The following is a 15,782-nucleotide window of genomic DNA, read 5'->3' as shown; positions in this document are numbered from 1 at the left end:
GACTTGTTGTGGTTTTCGGTGCCTACTCAGAACGACCGTTTTCGGCCGAAACGAACTCGCACTTGTTCCTACCGCTTCGCCAATGTGTCATCGGCCAACAAATTCCGCCGCGCGTTTCTGGTGGAGTCCAGGCCAGGGAATCATGACTATCGCGGTGCGAATCAGTTTGAGAAGATCACTGTGATCGCGAGCGCATCTATTCGCCATCGATCCTCATTACGAATGAAAGCTGCGCGGTATTCCACCAGCGCCGGATTCGGCATCCGCAGCGGCAGGAGGGCAGCCCCTTCGTTCGGAGCCTGAAAGAACAGGACGTAGGCGAGTCCCGTCGCGCGCTCGTTGGAGAGCACGTCGATGGCCTGATTCGTGCAGAGATGCCGCGTCACGTGGTGCCGTGGGCGCTGCAGCACAAAGCCGCTGATTTCCTGCCTTCCGCGCAGCACGCTTGCGGGGCGTTCGAGCACCGCGTCCTCCGAGAAGAGATCCATCACCCGCGAGTGATCGTGGTGATCCATGGCGTTCGCGAAGTCGACGAACAGACGCGAGCATTCGGCCTGCGCGACCTGCGCCGCGCCGGCTTCGGCGATCGCGGCGTGGATTGTCACGAGGCCTCGACTTCCAATGCCGCGACCGCTACGGCGGCCTCGACGGCGCTGTGGTGCGTGTTGTCTTCATTGCCAGTGACCTGTCCTAGGATGCGGCCGATCACTTTGCTCAAGGCTTCGCCTGGGTTCAGAGGCAGGCTGGCGGCACGCCATCCCACATGCCCATCGGGTCGTACGAGAATCGCGCCGTCGTCCTCGATCTGCCGCAGGCGTGCCCACAACCCGTCCGCATCCTCCAAGTCGCCCGCCACGTCGATGACGTAGGCCTGCACGTCTGCGTTGCACTGCCTGGCGGCAATGCGAGCCGCTTCTTTCCATGCTCCGCCTTTTGCGCCAGCCAGCAATACGAAACGACCGCGGCCGCAAATGTCATGTGTCGACACACGCTTGCCGTTCTGCGTCAGCCAGGCGTGCGGCAGGCGATGTCCGGGCCGGGTGGTCGGCGTGTATACGTCGCCCATCGTGGCCCGTGCAGGCTCCGGCGTCCCGTCGGGCACGACGGCATTGCCGTCGTAGGCGAAGCCCAGTTCGAGATCGTGTGCACAGAATTCCATCCGCTGCGTCGCGAGCACCTCCTGCATGCGCGCGCGTGCCCAATCGCCTTCGTAGCCGTCGACCATCAGCATACGGAAGGCCGCCACCTGCACCTCCGGCGGTGCGCCGGCGACAAGGCCAAATCCTGCGTCGGTGACAAAGTGGTTCATGAAGGTGAAGAGTGCCCAGCGTGTGTTGCGTGCCGCCACCGGTCTGCGCTCCTGCTCGTAGGAATCGAGCAGGTGGTCGCCGGCCTGGTTGCGCACCAGCGCGGCAAGTTTCCATGCGAGGTTGTGCGCATCCTGGATGCCGGAGTTCAGGCCCAGGCCGGTCGTAGGCGGATGGCGGTGCGCGGCATCGCCGATGACGACGCAACGGCCGCCACGGTACTTGTCGGCAAGGACCGATTCGACGATCCAATGGCTCACTTTGTGAATCTGAATGTCCAACTCCGGCACCTTGAGCAGTTCGCGGATCCGGGGGACGATCAGGCTTTCGTCGAAATCGGGATCACCTGGGCGAAATGCGAAGTGAAACACCCATTCCTCCGAATGCCGGTCCCAATGCGTCGGGCCCATGGTCACCATGGCGCCACTGCCCCAGCCGCCGCCGCCCTCCGGATTGATGAACCAGCGGATCAGCGGGCTGTCATCGTCGATGTATTTGGACAAATCGGCGCTGAAATGCGTGCTCACCATGTCGACTAGATTGGTCTGGCCCTCGAGGTTGACGCCGATGGCCGGACCGACGGTGCGGCCCCGGTCTGCGCCGACGAGGTACTGCGAGCGCACCTTGAACTCTTCGCCGCTCAGAAGGTTCCTCACGATCGAGGTGACGCCGCTGTCGTCCTGCTCGAAGCCCATCATCTCGTGGCTGAAGTGGACCTTCGCGAGCGGGCTCTTCTCAGCGAATTCGCGTAGCACGGGCTCCAGGCGAAGCAGGGGAAGGTTGCCGGAACGCGAAGGGCTGTCGGCCTCGTACACCGCTTTCGTGCAGCCGCCGCCGAAGGCATCCATTCGATAGATCGTCTTGCCATCCTGCGGGCCGTCACCCCCGAGGGAGGTCAACCAGACCACGCAACCCATGTTCTCGAACGGCGTGCCGCGCTGATAGATCGTGTCGGCGATGCCATGCTCCCGAAAGATTTCCATCGTGCGCTGGTTCAGGTAGTGCGCCTTGGGCAAGTGCGAGGTGCCGGAATGGCGCTCGACCAGCATCGATTCGATGCCTTGCGCCGACAGGAACGTGGACAGGCTGAGGCCTGCACCGCCGCCGCCGCAGATCAGGATGGGGGTTTCGATGGTCTTCATGAGATGTCTCCGTTGGATGATTGGATCGGGGGAATGAAGGCTTCAGATCACAGCGCCATCGATCCGCGGATCGGCGCTACCGGCAGGTCGCTCTTGCGGAAGAGGAATTCGCTTTCCGCGATGCCCGAACGAAGCCCTGCCAGCATCTCGTCTGGGTCGAACTCGACCCCGATCGGGTTAGTGTCGAAATGAGGGCTTTGCATGAAGTCGTTCGCTGCGTCAACGCAGGCGAAGCTGTCGACCTGGAACTCCATCTGATTGCCGTCGGGATCGGCGTAGTACAGGGAGACCGTCACCCCGTGATGGATGGCCCAGTAGGGCGCGATGCCGAGCGCCTGCAGCCGCTCGTAGTTCGCCAGCAACTCGGAAAGCGACACAAAGCCGTAGGCCACGTGGTCCACGCCGGGGCCGGCGCGAACGTTGCCTGGCGTGCTGGCGGGCTTGACCACCTCCAGGTTGATCAAAGCGACTCGATGGTGTTCTCCGTCGTACGTCAGGAATGCGAGGGCGGGGTTGCGGTGCTGCACCGTGGCGCCGAGCACCTTGCAGTACCAATCCACCATCTGTTCAAAGCGATACGTTCGATAGACCACGTGAGCAAAACTGCTCGGCCGAATAACTGATGACATGCGGTCTCCTTCTTTGACGACTGGCGTCTGGTTAGGCTCGACTGCGATGTCGGTCGGTGAGGTCCTCAGCCAAGCCTGCAGCGACGAGCCAGGGCCATAGGTTCGGCGCCGGAGGCCTTTGCCGCTTGGCGAAATTTGCTGAAATTGGGATTTCTTGCGCATTCATGCGCGGGCCCGGGACAGCTGTCCCTGGCAATGGCTCAGCGATTGCCCTGCGTGTTCAGGCCGCTTTCATCGGTGCCGGCGTTCGCCTGACGAAATTCGCGCGGCGTGCAATTCATTGCTTGCCTGAAAGCGCGCGCAAACTCGCCGGAAGAGGAAAAACCAACGCTCAGGGCGACATCGGTGATGGGCTCTCGAGTGCCACGCAACAGGGTCGCCGCTTGCTGGATCCTGAGGCTCAGTAGGTATTTGTGCGGTGGGAGCCCGAAGGAGACCTTGAAGGCACGCGAAAAATGGAACGGGCTGACACCCGCCTGCGCGGCCAGCGCTTGCAACTCAACCTTCTGGTCCAGGTTCTCCCGAAGAAACTCCTTGACCTGCCGCTGCGCGCGGGGAGAAAGGCCACCGACAGGTCGCGCAACGCGCCCTTCGTGGGTCTGCTGCTGGGCGAGCAACAGCTCTCGACAGAGGACCATGCACATCGACTCAAGGTAGAGGCTGTTGTTCGCCACGAGGTTTTCGGGCCGGCTCAGTTGCCGCAGCCTGACCGCCAGCGGAGCGAGCAACTCGCCTTGCAGCGCGATCGAGGGACGGAGCCCTGCGTTGACGCCCAGGGACTCTTTCATCGCCTCGTCCAGCCGGTCCGGAAAGATGGAGACCGTGGTGCACCCCACGTTGCTCCCCGGCTCCGCGCGGCCTCTGAAGCGCGCGCGCGCGGGTACGACGTCGATGCCGATGTCGAGCGGGCCGGATGCGGCGAACCGCTCACCTTCGATCCCTCTGACGCCTTCGACGAAACTTCCGCGGTCGAAGATCATGAGGGTGTGCGCGTCCATTTGGTAGTCGACGAGGTGAGGAACCGTCCCGAGCGAAAAGTGCCGAATCGCGCACCAGTCCATGTCCAGCAACGACGTGGCTGGCACTTCGAGCTTGTCTGTGTTTGCGGATCCGGCCGGCTCCAACGACCGCCACCATTCGAAGCCACTGGAGGCTGCGGAGTGTGACGGGGTGGGTTTCGTGGGCATTGCTCGATTCCTTCGCGAAAAGGCGTTCGCGACCGACCTGGCATCGAAGCATACGCGCGTTCGCACCCACTACCAATCGGCTGGACCGAGGCTTCTCGTGTCAGACCAATTCATCCCCGTTCCTGAGGCCGAACACGCGTAGAAGTCCCCGCATGCTCACGCAACAGATAAAGCAACCCGCCGCCATCAATCAGCCTTTTATCCTGCTGATGACGGGACGCACTCGATGCGGCGCACGAAGGCAAATTTGATCTATAGGCGCACCAGGAAACTGCGCGCTGTCCAGTTGCAGCTCGGCCATTCCAAGCTGGAGTCGACTGTCAAACACCTCAGCATCGGGCGGTGATCGCACAAGGGATTTCAGAGCAAGCGGAACGCCAGCGCTGAGTCCGGAAGTCGGGCTCTCAAAGCTGAATGTCAGGTTTCGCTGCGTAGCTTCCTTCTTGCTTTTGTGGACCGACCGGCACGCGTGCACAAGCAGTGCAAGGCGCCACAGTGACCACGCCCGACTTGCACAACATCGCCGTCTGGCTGTTTCCAGGCTTCGCCGCTGTGGGCTGGGGCACAGGCTATGTCGAGCGCCAACGGACGGCCAGCGTCCGCGAAGACCTGGCCCGGCGCTGTTGACGTCTGCCGGCGAAGTTCAATAGGTGAGCGTGACCGAACCGTCATCGCCACGGCCCCGGGTCCCGCCGACGCTGGCTGAGCCACCGGTCGCATAAGTCGCGCCGCTGGGGCCTGTACTGCCGCCACCGCCGCCGCCACCGCCGTAGTTGCCGTTGAAACCGCCGCCCCCGCCGCCGCCAAAGCCGCCGCCTCCGCCGCCTCCGAAGAAGACGCCGTCACCACCATGGGTGCTGGTGCCGGCCTCCCCCGGCGAGATGCTGCCGATTCCTCCCTGTCCGCCGCTCCCACCGCTCCCGCCAGCACCACCACCCTGGCCGGAGCCCGGGGCTCCCGAGGCCGCGCCATTTCCTCCGCCGTCACCGCCGGAGGTCCCGCCAGCGCTGGAGCCCGCACCCCCGCCGCCGCCGGCAATGAGCAACACCGTGGCGCCTCGCGCGAGGGTCGTCGCGCCACCACCGCCACCCGCAGCACCGTCGGGGCTCGAGCCGCCTCCGCCGATGCCGCCGATGCCGTTGCCGGCACGGCTGCCACCACCACCGCCCATGAAGAGGTTCAGTGCTTCGCCCGGCGTGACTGCCAACAACGCGCTCACCCGACCGCCTTTGCCGCCATTGATGGAAAAGCTCGCACCGCCAGCGCCGCCAACGGCGACGACCTGCACGGATGTGACGCCTGCCGGCACGGTCCAGGTCGCAGTTCCCGACGCAGAGAACACCGTCTTGGGCTCCACGGTCAGCGGCGCGCTTGCGCTGATGCTGCCCAGTGCCGCCGTGAGGGTCGCCTGACCACCAGCCACGCTGGTTGCGAGACCTGTCGCTCCCGAGGCGTTGCTGATGGTTGCGACGGAAAGCGCATCGGACGTCCACGTCACCAGGCTTGTGATGTCTTGCGTGCCGCCATCGCTATAGGTTCCCGTCGCGGTGAATTGCGTCTTGCCCCCGGAAGTTCCACCGATCGTGGCGCTCGCCGACGAGGGCGTCACCGCGATGGATGTCAGGGTTGCCGGGGTGACGACCAGCGTCGCCGTGCCGACCGTCGTCCCGGCCATGGTGGCCTGGATGGTTGTCAGGCCGATTCCCGACGACGTCGCCAGGCCGAGGGCATTCACGACCGCCTTCGAGACGTCGCTCGAGGTCCAGCTGACCTGCGCACTGAGATCCTGCGTGGTTTGATCGCTGTACGTTCCGATCGCGGTGAACTGCTGCGTCGTGCCAAGCGCAATGCTGGGACTGGCGGGCGAGACAGCCAGCGAGGTCAGGGAGGCTGCACTGACGTCGAGGGTCGCCGTTGCTGCGAGCGCCGAGGCGCACAGGCTCGCACTCTGGCAAGTCGCCGAGATCGAGGCACTCCCCACGCTCAAGCCACTTGCCAAGCCGGTTCCATCGACCGTCGCCACCGCGAGGCTGGATGAATGCCACGCCACGTCGGCAGAAAGGTCCTGCGTCGTCCGGTCCGAGAAAGTGCCCGTGGCGACGAACTGCGTGCGCGTTCCCTTGGCGATGGTCGCGGTGCCTGGCGTGATCGCGAGGCTCACCACGGTGGCGGGTGTCACCGTCAGCGTCGTGCTGCCGCTTTGTCCGCCGAGGCTGGCCGTGACCGTGGCCGGCCCCGCCGCAACGCCGACCGCTTTGCCGGACGCGTCCACTGTTGCCACGCTCGCATCGGAGGAGGTCCATTCAGCGCCCGTCGTGACATCGGTGTGCGTGTTGTCGCTGTAGATGGCCGTGGCCGCCAATTGAGTCGACGTGCCCGCGGCAATGCGAGGGTCGGCAGGGGCGACCTGGATCGATACCAGTGTGGGCGGCGAAGCGGGCCCGGCAGGCGGAGGAAGCAGCGCAAACGATGCACCCGAGGAGCCGCTGCCTCCGCCGCAGGCACTCAACGCCGACAGCACCACGAAGGCAGCCATCATCAAGACCGCGTGAAGGAGGTACCGCGGTCCCGAGGATCTTGCACACGGGAAGCGCACTGTCTTGATGGCCGTCATACAGGTTCTTTTTTTGGAGAGGGTTTGGTTGAACTGGGAGCGCGGGACGTGGCCCGCTCGCATGGCACAGCGCGCGCACGATTCGCCGCAAGCAGCGGGTCGGGACAGTAAGTGCGTTCGCTTTCAGCGTCCATCACCGAAAACAAGTAGATCCCGGCCCAAGGAAAAGCGCGCCCTTCGGCAGAGGCATGCGTTCGAAGGAAATTCCTGAAGAACACCAGCGCGATCGCACCGCCGCCGGCCCTGTCACCCACACCTCGCCGACGCATCGATCCACACACTGGCTTTCCCCCGCGCGCAAGTCGCGGTGCCTGCCTACATGCCCGCTCACCCGCCGCGCCATCGTGGAGGCGACGACACAAGAATTTTTTCGAAAGGAGTTCCTTCATGCAGGCACTTCGCATTCCGAACGACCGGCGGGCGCGTCTTCTGGCGGATGGGCTGCTCGCCATCAACTCCCGCAGCGAGGAAATCCTTCACGGGCTCACCCATGAAGAGTCGCAGTTCCTGATCGACGCGGGGGAGGCGGCGCCGGGCGATGCCGCCGCGCTCGAGCGGCGCTGCGAGCTGGCGCTGCGGCACGAACAGGCGCGGCTGCGAATCGCCTTCGCGGACGACGAGGGCAGCGCGGACGAGGAGTTCAGGCTGCGCGCGGAAACGCGGTTCTGAGTCGCCGCGTCGCCGCTGCTTTCATCCTTTTTGCTTCGCTCACGCCACCGGCGGCAGGCCTTCCAGCAGCTTGTCGAGGGTGATCGGGTAGTCGCGCACCCGCACGCCTGTGGCGTTGTAGACCGCATTGGCCACCGCGGCCGCGACGCCGCACATGCCGAGTTCGCCCACGCCCTTGGCCTTCATCGGCGACGAGATCGGGTCGGTCTCGTCCAGGAAGATCACGTCCTGGTGCGGAATGTCGGCATGCACGGGCACTTCGTAGCCCGCAAGGTCGTGGTTGACGAAGAAGCCATGCCGCTTGTCCAGTGCCAGCTCTTCCATGAGCGCGCCGCCGACACCCATCGTCATGGCGCCGATCACCTGGCTGCGCGCCGACTTGGGGTTCAGGATGCGCCCGGCCGCGCACACGGCCAGCATGCGCCGCACGCGGATCTCGCCGGTGACGGCATCGACGCCCACTTCGACGAAATGCGCGCCGAAGGTGGACTGCTGGTACTTCTTGTCGAGGTCGCCGTATTCGATGCCGTCTTCGGCGACGAGGCCGTTCGCACCCGCGGCTTCGGCCAGCGGCACGGGGCGTCCGCCGGCATGCACCATGCGGTTGGAGAACTGCGCGTCGGTCGCCGCCATGCCCAGCTTCTGCGCGATGGCCTCGCGCAGTTTCATGCACGCGGCGTAGACGCCCGCCGTCGAGTTGTTGGCGCCCCATTGCCCGCCGGAGCCGGCCGACACGGGGTAGGCCGAGTCGCCGAGCCGCACCTGCACCTTGTCGAGCGGCACGCCCATGGTTTCGGCGGCGGTCTGCGCAATGATGGTGTAGGTGCCTGTGCCGATGTCGGTCATGTCGGTTTCGACCGTGACGATGCCGCGGCTGTCCAGCCGCACGCGCGCGGCCGATTTCGTCAGCAGGTTGTTGCGGAAGGCCGCGGCCATGCCCATGCCGACGAGCCAGCGTCCGTCGCGCTGCTGCGCTGGCGTGGCGATGCGCCGGTTCCAGCCGAAGCGCTCGGCGCCGGTGCGCAGGCATTCGATCAGGCGGCGCTGGGAGTAGGGGCGTTCCGGTTTTTCGGGGTCGACCTGCGTGTCGTTGCGCACGCGGAACTCGACGGGGTCGAGCCCGAGCTTGTGCGCCATCTCGTCCATGGCGATCTCCAGCGCCATCATGCCGGGCGCTTCGCCGGGCGCGCGCATGGCGTTGCCTTCGGGCAGGTCGAGCACGGCGAGCCGCGTGGTCGTCAGGCGGTTGGCGCCAGCGTACAGCAGGCGTGTCTGGTTGACGGCCGTTTCCGCCTGCCCGCCTGGCAGGTCGCCCGACCAGCCTTCGTGCGCGATGGCGGTGATCTTGCCGTCGCGCGTGGCGCCGATGCGGATGCGCTGGATGGTGGCCGGTCGGTGCGTGGTGTTGTTCATCATCAGCGGCCGTTGCAGCGCGACCTTCACGGGGCGCTTCGCCTCGCGTGCGCCCAGCGCGGCAAGCAGCGCATCGGCGCGCACGAACAGCTTGCCGCCGAAGCCGCCGCCCACGAAAGGCGAGACCAGGCGCACGTTGGCCTTCGGGATGCCGAGCGTCTTGGCCACGTCGCCGACGCCCCAGGCGATCATCTGGTTCGAGGTCCAGATCGTGAGCTTGTCGCCGTGCCACTGCGCGATGGACGCGTGCGGTTCCATCATCGCGTGCGACTCGTCGGGCGTGGTGTAGGTCGCGTCCAGCTGCACGGGCGCGGCGGCGAACGCGCCCGAAAAATCACCCGTCTTCGTTTCCGGCGGACCGGCGAAGGGCGTGGGCTCGGGCAGCTGCGCCGCGCCCCTTTCCGCTGCGAGGTCGAAGCGGCCGGGCGCGCGCGTGTAGTCGATGCGCACCAGCTGCGCGGCGGCGCGCGCCTGCTCGAAGGTGTCGGCCACCACGAGCGCCACGGCCTGGTGGTAGTGGTCGATCTCGGGGCCGCCCAGCAGCTTGGCGGTGTTGAAGTCGCCCTTGGCGAGCGTGCCGGCATTGCGCGCCGTGACGATGGCGCGCACGCCCGGTGCTGCGCGCGCGGCGTTCAGGTCCATCGAGGCGATGCGGCCCTTGGCGATGCCGGCGCCGACCACGACGCCGTAGAGCGCATCGGGCACCTCGGCGTGACGTTCGTAGGCGTAGCGCGCGGTGCCCGTGGTCTTGGCCGGGCCGTCGATGCGGTCGGTCGGCTTGCCGATGACCTTGAGCTGGTCGATGGGGTTGGTGGTGGCGGGGGTGTCGAATTTCATGCGCGGCTCCTCGCTTGCAGCAGCGCCCCGGCCAGCGCGCGCTCGGCCAGTGGCAGCTTGAAGGCGTTGTCATGGGTCGGCTGTGCGCCGGCCAGCAGCTGCGCGGCCACGGCCTTCGCGCCTTGCGGCAGCGCCGCCTCCGCGGCCTCGATGCGCCAGGGCTTGTGCGCCACGCCGCCCAGCGCCACGCGGCCCGAGCCGTCGCGCTGCACGATCGCCGCGACCGATACCAGCGCAAACGCATACGAGGCGCGGTCGCGCACCTTGCGATACACGTGCGTGCCGCCGACGGGCCGGGGCAGCGTGACGCCGGTGATCAGCTCGTCGCGCTGCAGCACGGTCTCGATGTGCGGCGTGTCACCGGGCAGGCGATGGAAATCGGCGATCGGGATCACGCGGGCCTGCCCGTCGGGGCGCACGGTTTCGACCGACGCGTCGAGCACGCGCATCGCCACCGCCATGTCGCTCGGGTTCGTCGCGATGCACGCGGCGCTGCTGCCGATCACCGCGTGCTGGCGCGTGATGCCGCCGATGGCGCTGCAGCCGCTGCCGGGCTGGCGCTTGTTGCAGGGCTGGTCGGTGTCGTAGAAGTAGGGGCAGCGCGTGCGCTGCAGCAGGTTGCCCGCCGTGGTCGCCTTGTTGCGCAACTGGCCCGAGGCGCCGGCCAGCAGCGCGCGCGACAGCACGCCGTAGTCGCGCCGCACCCGCGCGTCGGCGGCCAGGTCGGTGTTGCGCACCAGCGCGCCGATGCGCAGGCCGCCCTCGGCCGTGGGCGCGATGGCGTCGAGCGCCAGGCCGTTCACGTCGACCAGGTGCGTGGGCGCCTCGATCTGCAGCTTCATCAGGTCCAACAGGTTGGTGCCGCCGGCGATGAACTTGGCGCCCGGGTTGCGCGCGACGGCGGCCGCGGCCTGCGCGGGCGACTGCGCGCGTTCGTAGGTGAAGGGCTTCATGCGCGGCTCCCGGCCACTTCGGTGATGGCGTCGACGATGTTGGTGTATGCGCCGCAGCGGCAGATGTTGCCGCTCATGCGCTCGCGCAGCTCGTCGGCCGACAGCAGCGGCCGGGCGTTGAGGTCGGCGCTCACGTGGCTGGGAATGCCGCGCTTCACCTCGTCGATCACGCCCACCGCAGAACAGATCTGGCCCGGCGTGCAATAGCCGCACTGGTAGCCGTCGTGCTTCACGAAGGCCGCCTGCAGCGGGTGCATGTGCTGCGGCGTGCCGAGCCCTTCGATGGTCGTGACCTGGCCGCCGTCGTGCATCACGGCGAGCGTCAGGCAGGCATTGATGCGCCGGCCGTCGGCAATGACGGTGCAGGCGCCGCACTGGCCGTGGTCGCAGCCCTTCTTGGTGCCGGTGAGGTTCAGGTGCTCGCGCAGGGCGTCGAGCAGGGTGGTTCGCGTGTCGAGCTGAAGGGCATGCGGCTGGCCGTTGACGGTCAGCGACACCTTCAACTGCGGGCCTGCGGTGGCCAGGGGGGCGGGCTGGGCGGCGGCCGTGCCGGGCACGGATGACGACACCGCCGCGGCGGTGGCGGCGCCGGCGATGAGGGCGTCGCGTCGCGAGATCAAGGGGGGCGTGGGACTGTCCATGTCGGGGGCTCCTGGGGCGAAGTTCTCGAATGCGTGGGACCGAGGATGCTGCGTATCACGCACCACCGGCAGGCGCAGTAGGAGAACGGAGGGTGTTGCGGCCTGAGGAGTGCCCGGCGGGTGCCCAAGAAGTGCCCCGCGTCTTCGCGTGTAAGAAATCAGCGTTCAGAATGCCGCCGCATTGCAGGTTGAAAGTCACGCGGCCGCCGCCTCTTGAAATGCGCGGCGAAGGCTCCTATGTTCACTTCCGTCGGAAATTGGTCAACCGAAAAGGAGGTATTTCATGGCCATGAACTTGCTCAAGCAAATCGCCGGCTCTCGCTTGCCTGTGTCGTTCTATCGCACCGAGGACATCGATCAGGTGCGGCTGCTTCGCGCCGCCGGACTCGTTGTCGCCCTGGTGCCCGCGCCCTCCAATGCGCTCACGCTGTCCGGCGCCGCGTCGGCAGCCCAGGTGCTCGCCATTACGCAGAAGGGGCGCGAGGAGCTGGCGAAATTCTCCTACCCCGAACCTCGCCCCGCGCGCTGGCGACAGCGGTCGTCGCGGCTGTTTGCGCAGCACCGCGCGAACAGCGGCGAAGGCGCGTCATCGAGGCGCACGCACGGCCTGCCCCAGTGAGGCGGGCGGGTGTTCTGTTCAGCTTTGACAGGAGGTTTCCCATGTACCGATCTTTCTTCCCTCGCGACATGCTGGCCGAAATGGACCGCCTGCAACGCGACATGCAGCAGGCGTTCGATCTGTCGCCCACCATCCGCGGCCATGGCAGCAACGGCTTTCCCGCGCTGAATGTGGGCGCCACGCCCCAGGCGCTGGAGATCTTTGCCTTTGCCCCCGGTGTCGATCCGGCCACGCTGGAGATCAGCCTGGAGCGCGGGCTGATGACCATCGCGGGCGAGCGCAAGAGCCAGCTGCCCGATGCGCAGGCCAAGGCGGCCGTGCACATCAACGAGCGCTTCGAGGGCGCGTTCCGCCGCGTGCTCACGCTGCCGGACGACGCCGACCCCGAGGCCGTCGAAGCCAGGCTGCGCGACGGCGTGCTGCGCATCACGGTGCGCCGCCGGGCCTCGGCGCAGCCGCGCCGTATCGCTGTCCAGTGAACCAAGGAGACGAACATCATGCGCAATGACGTACAGACCGCATCGCCGGGTGCGCCAACGCACACGGACTCCCGCCAGCCGCCGCGTTACCAGGGCGCGGCCCTCACGCCGCCCGTCGACGTGGTGGAAGACGCCGGGGGCATCACGCTCTACGCCGACCTGCCCGGCGTGTCGCGCGACAAGCTCAATCTCCATGTCGAGGCCGAGACCCTGACCATCGACGCGGAGTCGGGCCTGAGCGTGCCGGACGACCTGAAGACCAGCCACACCGAAGTGGGCCTCGGCCGCTTTCGCCGTGTCTTCACGCTCAGCAAGGAACTGGACACCGAAAAGGTGTCCGCCGAACTGGCGCAGGGCGTGTTGAAGCTGCGCATTCCGAAGGCCGAGCACGCCAAGCCGCGACGCATCCACGTCGAGGTCGGCTGAGCAGGGACGAGGACGCCGCGGGCGCCCTCGCGCTCCCGGCGTCCTAGCCGCAGGCTGCGCGGCTCTCTTCCAGGAAGCGCTGGAGTTTTTCAGAGGCGAGCCGCTTCAGGCGCTGCACTTCCTGCGCCTCCGCTTCGCGCTGCGCGGCGGTGCGCGCGAGGTGCTGGTGCAGGCCCATGCGGAAGTCGGCCTCCGATGCCCTGCAGTGCGCTTCTTTCCATGCCAGGAAGGCGCTGTCGCTGCGCTCGCTCATGGGCGCCCGCAGGCCATGCGAAGCCCGCTCATGGCTTGCGGGGCGGCGCTTCCTTGCCGCCGTGTTCGCCGGAGGGCGGGCTTGCGGCCCGGCGCGCCGGGCCGGTGGCCGCTTCGCGCACCCGCGAGGCGTCGGACGCGACGCGCTGGGTGAGCGCGGGACCGTCGTTCGGGCCCACGGGCTCGTTGCTTCGGGTCGATGGCTGCGTGGTGGGGGCGGTGGTGGTGTCGGTGGTGGTGTCCTGTGACGGCGGCGAGCCCGTCGCCGCGGCGCCGTCGGTGGTGCGCTTGTTCATGGATGCTCCTGCGAGATGCGATGGCCTTGGCCAAGGTAGCCAGCCTGGCGCACGCCCTGTGTAGGAGGGAACGCCTTCGGTGCGCGCGTGTCGCGCGGGAGGGACGCTGGCCACCGACGACCTTCAACTCGGCGAGCTGCGCCCGCAACGTCTCGCCCGGGCGCGTGCTCGACCGCATCGAGGAGCCCGGCACCGACGCGCCCTGAGGCGGCAGTGAACTCAGGCCGCGGCCGCGAGCCTGGCACTGCGCGCGCGGCGGCGCTCCACCGGGTCGATGTCCAGCGTCTGGCGGTACTTGGTGATGGTGCGCCGCGCGATGCGAAAGCCCTGCTGCGCCAGTTGCCGCGCCAGCGCAGCGTCGCTCAGCGGTGCGCCGGGTGGCTCCACCGCGATCAGCTCGCGGATCAGCTGCTGCACCGCCACCGGCGCGCTCGCGCCGCCGGCCGAGTGCTGCAGGCCGCGCGAGAAGAAGTACTGCAGCTCGAACACGCCCGCGGGCGTGGCGATGTACTTGTTGTGCACCGTGCGCGAGACGGTCGAGGCATGCACGCCCACCGCATCGGCGATTTCCTTCAGCCCCAGCGGCTTCATGGCCAGCGGGCCGTGCTCCAGGAACATCTGCTGGCGCGCGACGATGGCGCGCGCCACCTCGAGGATGGTGCTGGTGCGCTGCGCCACCGTCTCCACCATCCAGCGCGCCTGTTCCAGGTAGGTCTTCAGCGGACCCACGCAGGCGTTGCGGCGCGTGTCGAGCAGGTTCGCGCAGGCGGTGTTCAGCCGCACGCGGGGCAGCGCATGGGCATTGAGCGACGTGCGCCAGCTGCCGCGCACCTTCTTCACCATGACGTCGGCGACCACGATGCGCGCGCCGGTCTCGCCATGGCACCAGCCCGGTCGCGGGTTCAGCCGCCGGATGGCGTAGGCCGCGCACTGCACCGCGGCGAGCGGCGTGCCGAGCGCGTGGGCGATGGCGCGCAGGTCCTGCGCGGCGAGCAGCTCGATGTGGGTTTCGAGAATGCGCTGCGCCAGCGCGCGCACCGACGCCGGCGAGATCGCGTCGAGCTGCAGGCACAGGCACTCGGACACGCTGCGCGCACCCACCCCGGCGGGGTCGAGCGCCTGCACGCGGCGCAGTGCGGTGCGCAGTTCGTCCCGCATGTCGTCAGGGTCTTCGCCCAGTGCGAGCGCAATGTCGTCGAGCGAGATCCGCAGGTAGCCGTCGTCGTCCAGCGCCTCGACCACCGCCTGCGCCAGCGCCGCCTCGCGCTCGGTGAGCCGCAGCACGCCGACCTGCGCGCGCAGGTGCGCCGAGAGCGACGCCGGCAGCGCCACGCGCTTCATCAGGTCGGCGCTTTCGTCGTGCGACAGGTGCCGCGTGCCGGTCGGCGGCGCGGCGGTGATGCGCTCGAACGCGCCGCCGGCTTCGGCGGGTTCCACATCGGCGTCCACGCGCGCGGTGGACGGCTGCGCCGTGCCGTCCGGCGCCACGGCCCCGGCGGGTTCGTCGACCTCGAGGAAGGGGTTCAGCTCGGCCGCCTCGCGCAGCGCCTGCGCGTAGTCCTGCGACGAGAGCTGCAGCAGCCGCACGGCCTGCTGCAGCCGCGGCGAGAAGATGAGGGTTTGCGCCTGGCGCGCCTGCAGGGCGATGGACGGGTTCATGCGCGGCTCGCGCGCAATGGTCGTGCCAGCCCGAAAACCCCGAAAACCGGTCGCCAGGAGGCTGAAAGTTCGCGCCGCGGCGACCCGCGCCGCCGGTACCGGAACGGCTTGCGGTAAAACTTGCCGACCCCTTGCCAGCGCCCCGGGGGCAGACAACGCGGCCGCATTGGCAGACACTCGGCGGCATGGAGAACATTCCTCGAACCCGCCGGCACCGTGCCGCCGCCAGGCCATGGACGGCGGGCGTGCTCGCAGGCGCCTTCGCGGGCATCGTGGGCGTGGCGCTGGGCGCCGGGCTGCGGCGCCAGGGCGGGGCGGCGCGTGCACCGCGGGCCGAGCAGCAGCTGGCCGAACTGCGCGCGCGGGCGGCGCGCCAGGCGCAGGCGGCACGCCAGCTCGACCACGACCTGCGCGCGCCCGTCGGCGCGATGGCCGTGGCACTGGACCTCATGCGCACCACCGACGACCCGGCCCTGCGGCAGGAGGCGATGCAGGTGCTGGGCCGCCAGATCGCGCGTATGAATACGCTGACACAGCAAGTGCATGAATTCTCACGCGAGTTCAACGGCTGAACCGTCGGCCGCCGTCACCCGCAAACGCAACCATACGAAACACCAGGGAGCCTCAAAGGCGCGGGTCCACGCGCCCCCGTTCGGGAG

Annotated in this window: 16 protein-coding genes and 1 pseudogene; 6 read left to right on the top strand and 11 right to left on the bottom strand. The window is 67.8% G+C overall.

Annotated elements, in window-relative coordinates; genetic code table 11:
• Positions 1 to 161 precede the first annotated feature (161 nt).
• The 4 genes from GFK26_RS27195 to GFK26_RS27180 form a co-directional block, all read right to left on the bottom strand.
• Positions 162 to 605 carry a nuclear transport factor 2 family protein gene (locus GFK26_RS27195; RefSeq protein WP_153284693.1) on the bottom strand — a complete coding sequence of 148 codons (444 nt, stop codon included), beginning with the start codon at positions 603 to 605 and terminating at the stop codon, positions 162 to 164.
• On the bottom strand, positions 602 to 2,449 hold the full coding sequence (locus tag GFK26_RS27190) for an FAD-dependent monooxygenase (RefSeq protein ID WP_153284692.1): 1,848 nt from the start codon (positions 2,447 to 2,449) through the stop codon (positions 602 to 604). Before GFK26_RS27190 ends, GFK26_RS27195 begins: the two co-directional genes overlap by 4 nt.
• A gap of 47 nt (positions 2,450 to 2,496) precedes the next feature.
• Positions 2,497 to 3,078 carry a VOC family protein gene (locus tag GFK26_RS27185; protein ID WP_153284691.1) on the bottom strand — a complete coding sequence of 194 codons (582 nt, stop codon included), beginning with the start codon at positions 3,076 to 3,078 and terminating at the stop codon, positions 2,497 to 2,499.
• 200 nt (positions 3,079 to 3,278) lie between these two features.
• On the bottom strand, positions 3,279 to 4,265 hold the full coding sequence (locus tag GFK26_RS27180; RefSeq protein ID WP_153284690.1) for an AraC family transcriptional regulator: 987 nt from the start codon (positions 4,263 to 4,265) through the stop codon (positions 3,279 to 3,281).
• A 205-nt stretch (positions 4,266 to 4,470) separates the two neighbouring features.
• Here GFK26_RS27180 and GFK26_RS34385 point away from each other — a divergent pair.
• A pseudogene (locus GFK26_RS34385) lies at positions 4,471 to 4,611 on the top strand (integrase); the annotation flags it as partial.
• 297 nt (positions 4,612 to 4,908) lie between these two features.
• Here the strand turns inward: GFK26_RS34385 and GFK26_RS34510 are convergent.
• Entirely contained in the window at positions 4,909 to 6,879 is a 1,971-nt protein-coding gene (locus tag GFK26_RS34510; protein ID WP_194273965.1) for an Ig-like domain-containing protein, read from the bottom strand.
• A 387-nt stretch (positions 6,880 to 7,266) separates the two neighbouring features.
• Between GFK26_RS34510 and GFK26_RS27165 the strand changes: the two genes are divergently transcribed.
• Entirely contained in the window at positions 7,267 to 7,548 is a 282-nt protein-coding gene (locus GFK26_RS27165; RefSeq protein WP_153284688.1) for a hypothetical protein, read from the top strand.
• 39 nt (positions 7,549 to 7,587) lie between these two features.
• Here the strand turns inward: GFK26_RS27165 and paoC are convergent, their stop codons facing one another.
• From paoC to paoA, 3 genes are read right to left on the bottom strand one after another with little or no spacing between them, the layout of a single operon-like run.
• On the bottom strand, positions 7,588 to 9,798 hold the full coding sequence (paoC, locus tag GFK26_RS27160; protein ID WP_153284687.1) for an aldehyde oxidoreductase molybdenum-binding subunit PaoC: 2,211 nt from the start codon (positions 9,796 to 9,798) through the stop codon (positions 7,588 to 7,590).
• Positions 9,795 to 10,751 carry an FAD binding domain-containing protein gene (locus GFK26_RS27155; RefSeq protein ID WP_153284686.1) on the bottom strand — a complete coding sequence of 319 codons (957 nt, stop codon included), beginning with the start codon at positions 10,749 to 10,751 and terminating at the stop codon, positions 9,795 to 9,797. Before GFK26_RS27155 ends, paoC begins: the two co-directional genes overlap by 4 nt.
• Positions 10,748 to 11,392 (bottom strand): aldehyde dehydrogenase iron-sulfur subunit PaoA, encoded by a 645-nt coding sequence (gene paoA, locus GFK26_RS27150; RefSeq protein ID WP_153284685.1) that lies wholly within the window; start codon positions 11,390 to 11,392, stop codon positions 10,748 to 10,750. The genes GFK26_RS27155 and paoA overlap by 4 nt, the downstream gene beginning before the upstream one ends.
• Positions 11,393 to 11,675: 283 nt before the next feature.
• On the opposite strand from paoA, the gene GFK26_RS27145 reads away from it, so the two are divergent.
• The 3 genes from GFK26_RS27145 to GFK26_RS27135 are packed head-to-tail and all read left to right on the top strand — an operon-like array spanning position 11,676 to position 12,916.
• Positions 11,676 to 12,011 (top strand): hypothetical protein, encoded by a 336-nt coding sequence (locus GFK26_RS27145; protein WP_153284684.1) that lies wholly within the window; start codon positions 11,676 to 11,678, stop codon positions 12,009 to 12,011.
• A 41-nt stretch (positions 12,012 to 12,052) separates the two neighbouring features.
• Entirely contained in the window at positions 12,053 to 12,490 is a 438-nt protein-coding gene (locus GFK26_RS27140) for an Hsp20/alpha crystallin family protein (protein WP_153284683.1), read from the top strand.
• 18 nt (positions 12,491 to 12,508) lie between these two features.
• Positions 12,509 to 12,916 carry an Hsp20/alpha crystallin family protein gene (locus GFK26_RS27135; protein WP_153284682.1) on the top strand — a complete coding sequence of 136 codons (408 nt, stop codon included), beginning with the start codon at positions 12,509 to 12,511 and terminating at the stop codon, positions 12,914 to 12,916.
• Positions 12,917 to 12,959: 43 nt separating this feature from the next.
• Here GFK26_RS27135 and GFK26_RS27130 read toward each other — a convergent pair whose 3' ends face one another.
• The 3 genes from GFK26_RS27130 to rpoN form a co-directional block, all read right to left on the bottom strand.
• Positions 12,960 to 13,169, bottom strand: a complete 210-nt coding sequence (locus tag GFK26_RS27130) for a hypothetical protein (RefSeq protein ID WP_153284681.1) — start codon at positions 13,167 to 13,169, stop codon at positions 12,960 to 12,962.
• A gap of 28 nt (positions 13,170 to 13,197) precedes the next feature.
• Positions 13,198 to 13,464: a hypothetical protein gene (locus GFK26_RS27125; protein WP_153284680.1), complete on the bottom strand. Its 267-nt coding sequence runs from the start codon at positions 13,462 to 13,464 to the stop codon at positions 13,198 to 13,200.
• A gap of 219 nt (positions 13,465 to 13,683) precedes the next feature.
• On the bottom strand, positions 13,684 to 15,123 hold the full coding sequence (gene rpoN, locus GFK26_RS27120; protein WP_153284679.1) for an RNA polymerase factor sigma-54: 1,440 nt from the start codon (positions 15,121 to 15,123) through the stop codon (positions 13,684 to 13,686).
• A 185-nt stretch (positions 15,124 to 15,308) separates the two neighbouring features.
• Here rpoN and GFK26_RS27115 point away from each other — a divergent pair, with 185 nt between their 5' ends.
• Positions 15,309 to 15,695 (top strand): histidine kinase dimerization/phospho-acceptor domain-containing protein, encoded by a 387-nt coding sequence (locus tag GFK26_RS27115; RefSeq protein ID WP_153284678.1) that lies wholly within the window; start codon positions 15,309 to 15,311, stop codon positions 15,693 to 15,695.
• Positions 15,696 to 15,782 lie beyond the last annotated feature (87 nt).

Source organism: Variovorax paradoxus (assembly GCF_009498455.1).
GTDB classification, from domain to species: Bacteria; Pseudomonadota; Gammaproteobacteria; order Burkholderiales; family Burkholderiaceae_C; genus Variovorax; species Variovorax paradoxus_H.
This window is presented reverse-complemented; position numbering and strand designations above follow the sequence as displayed.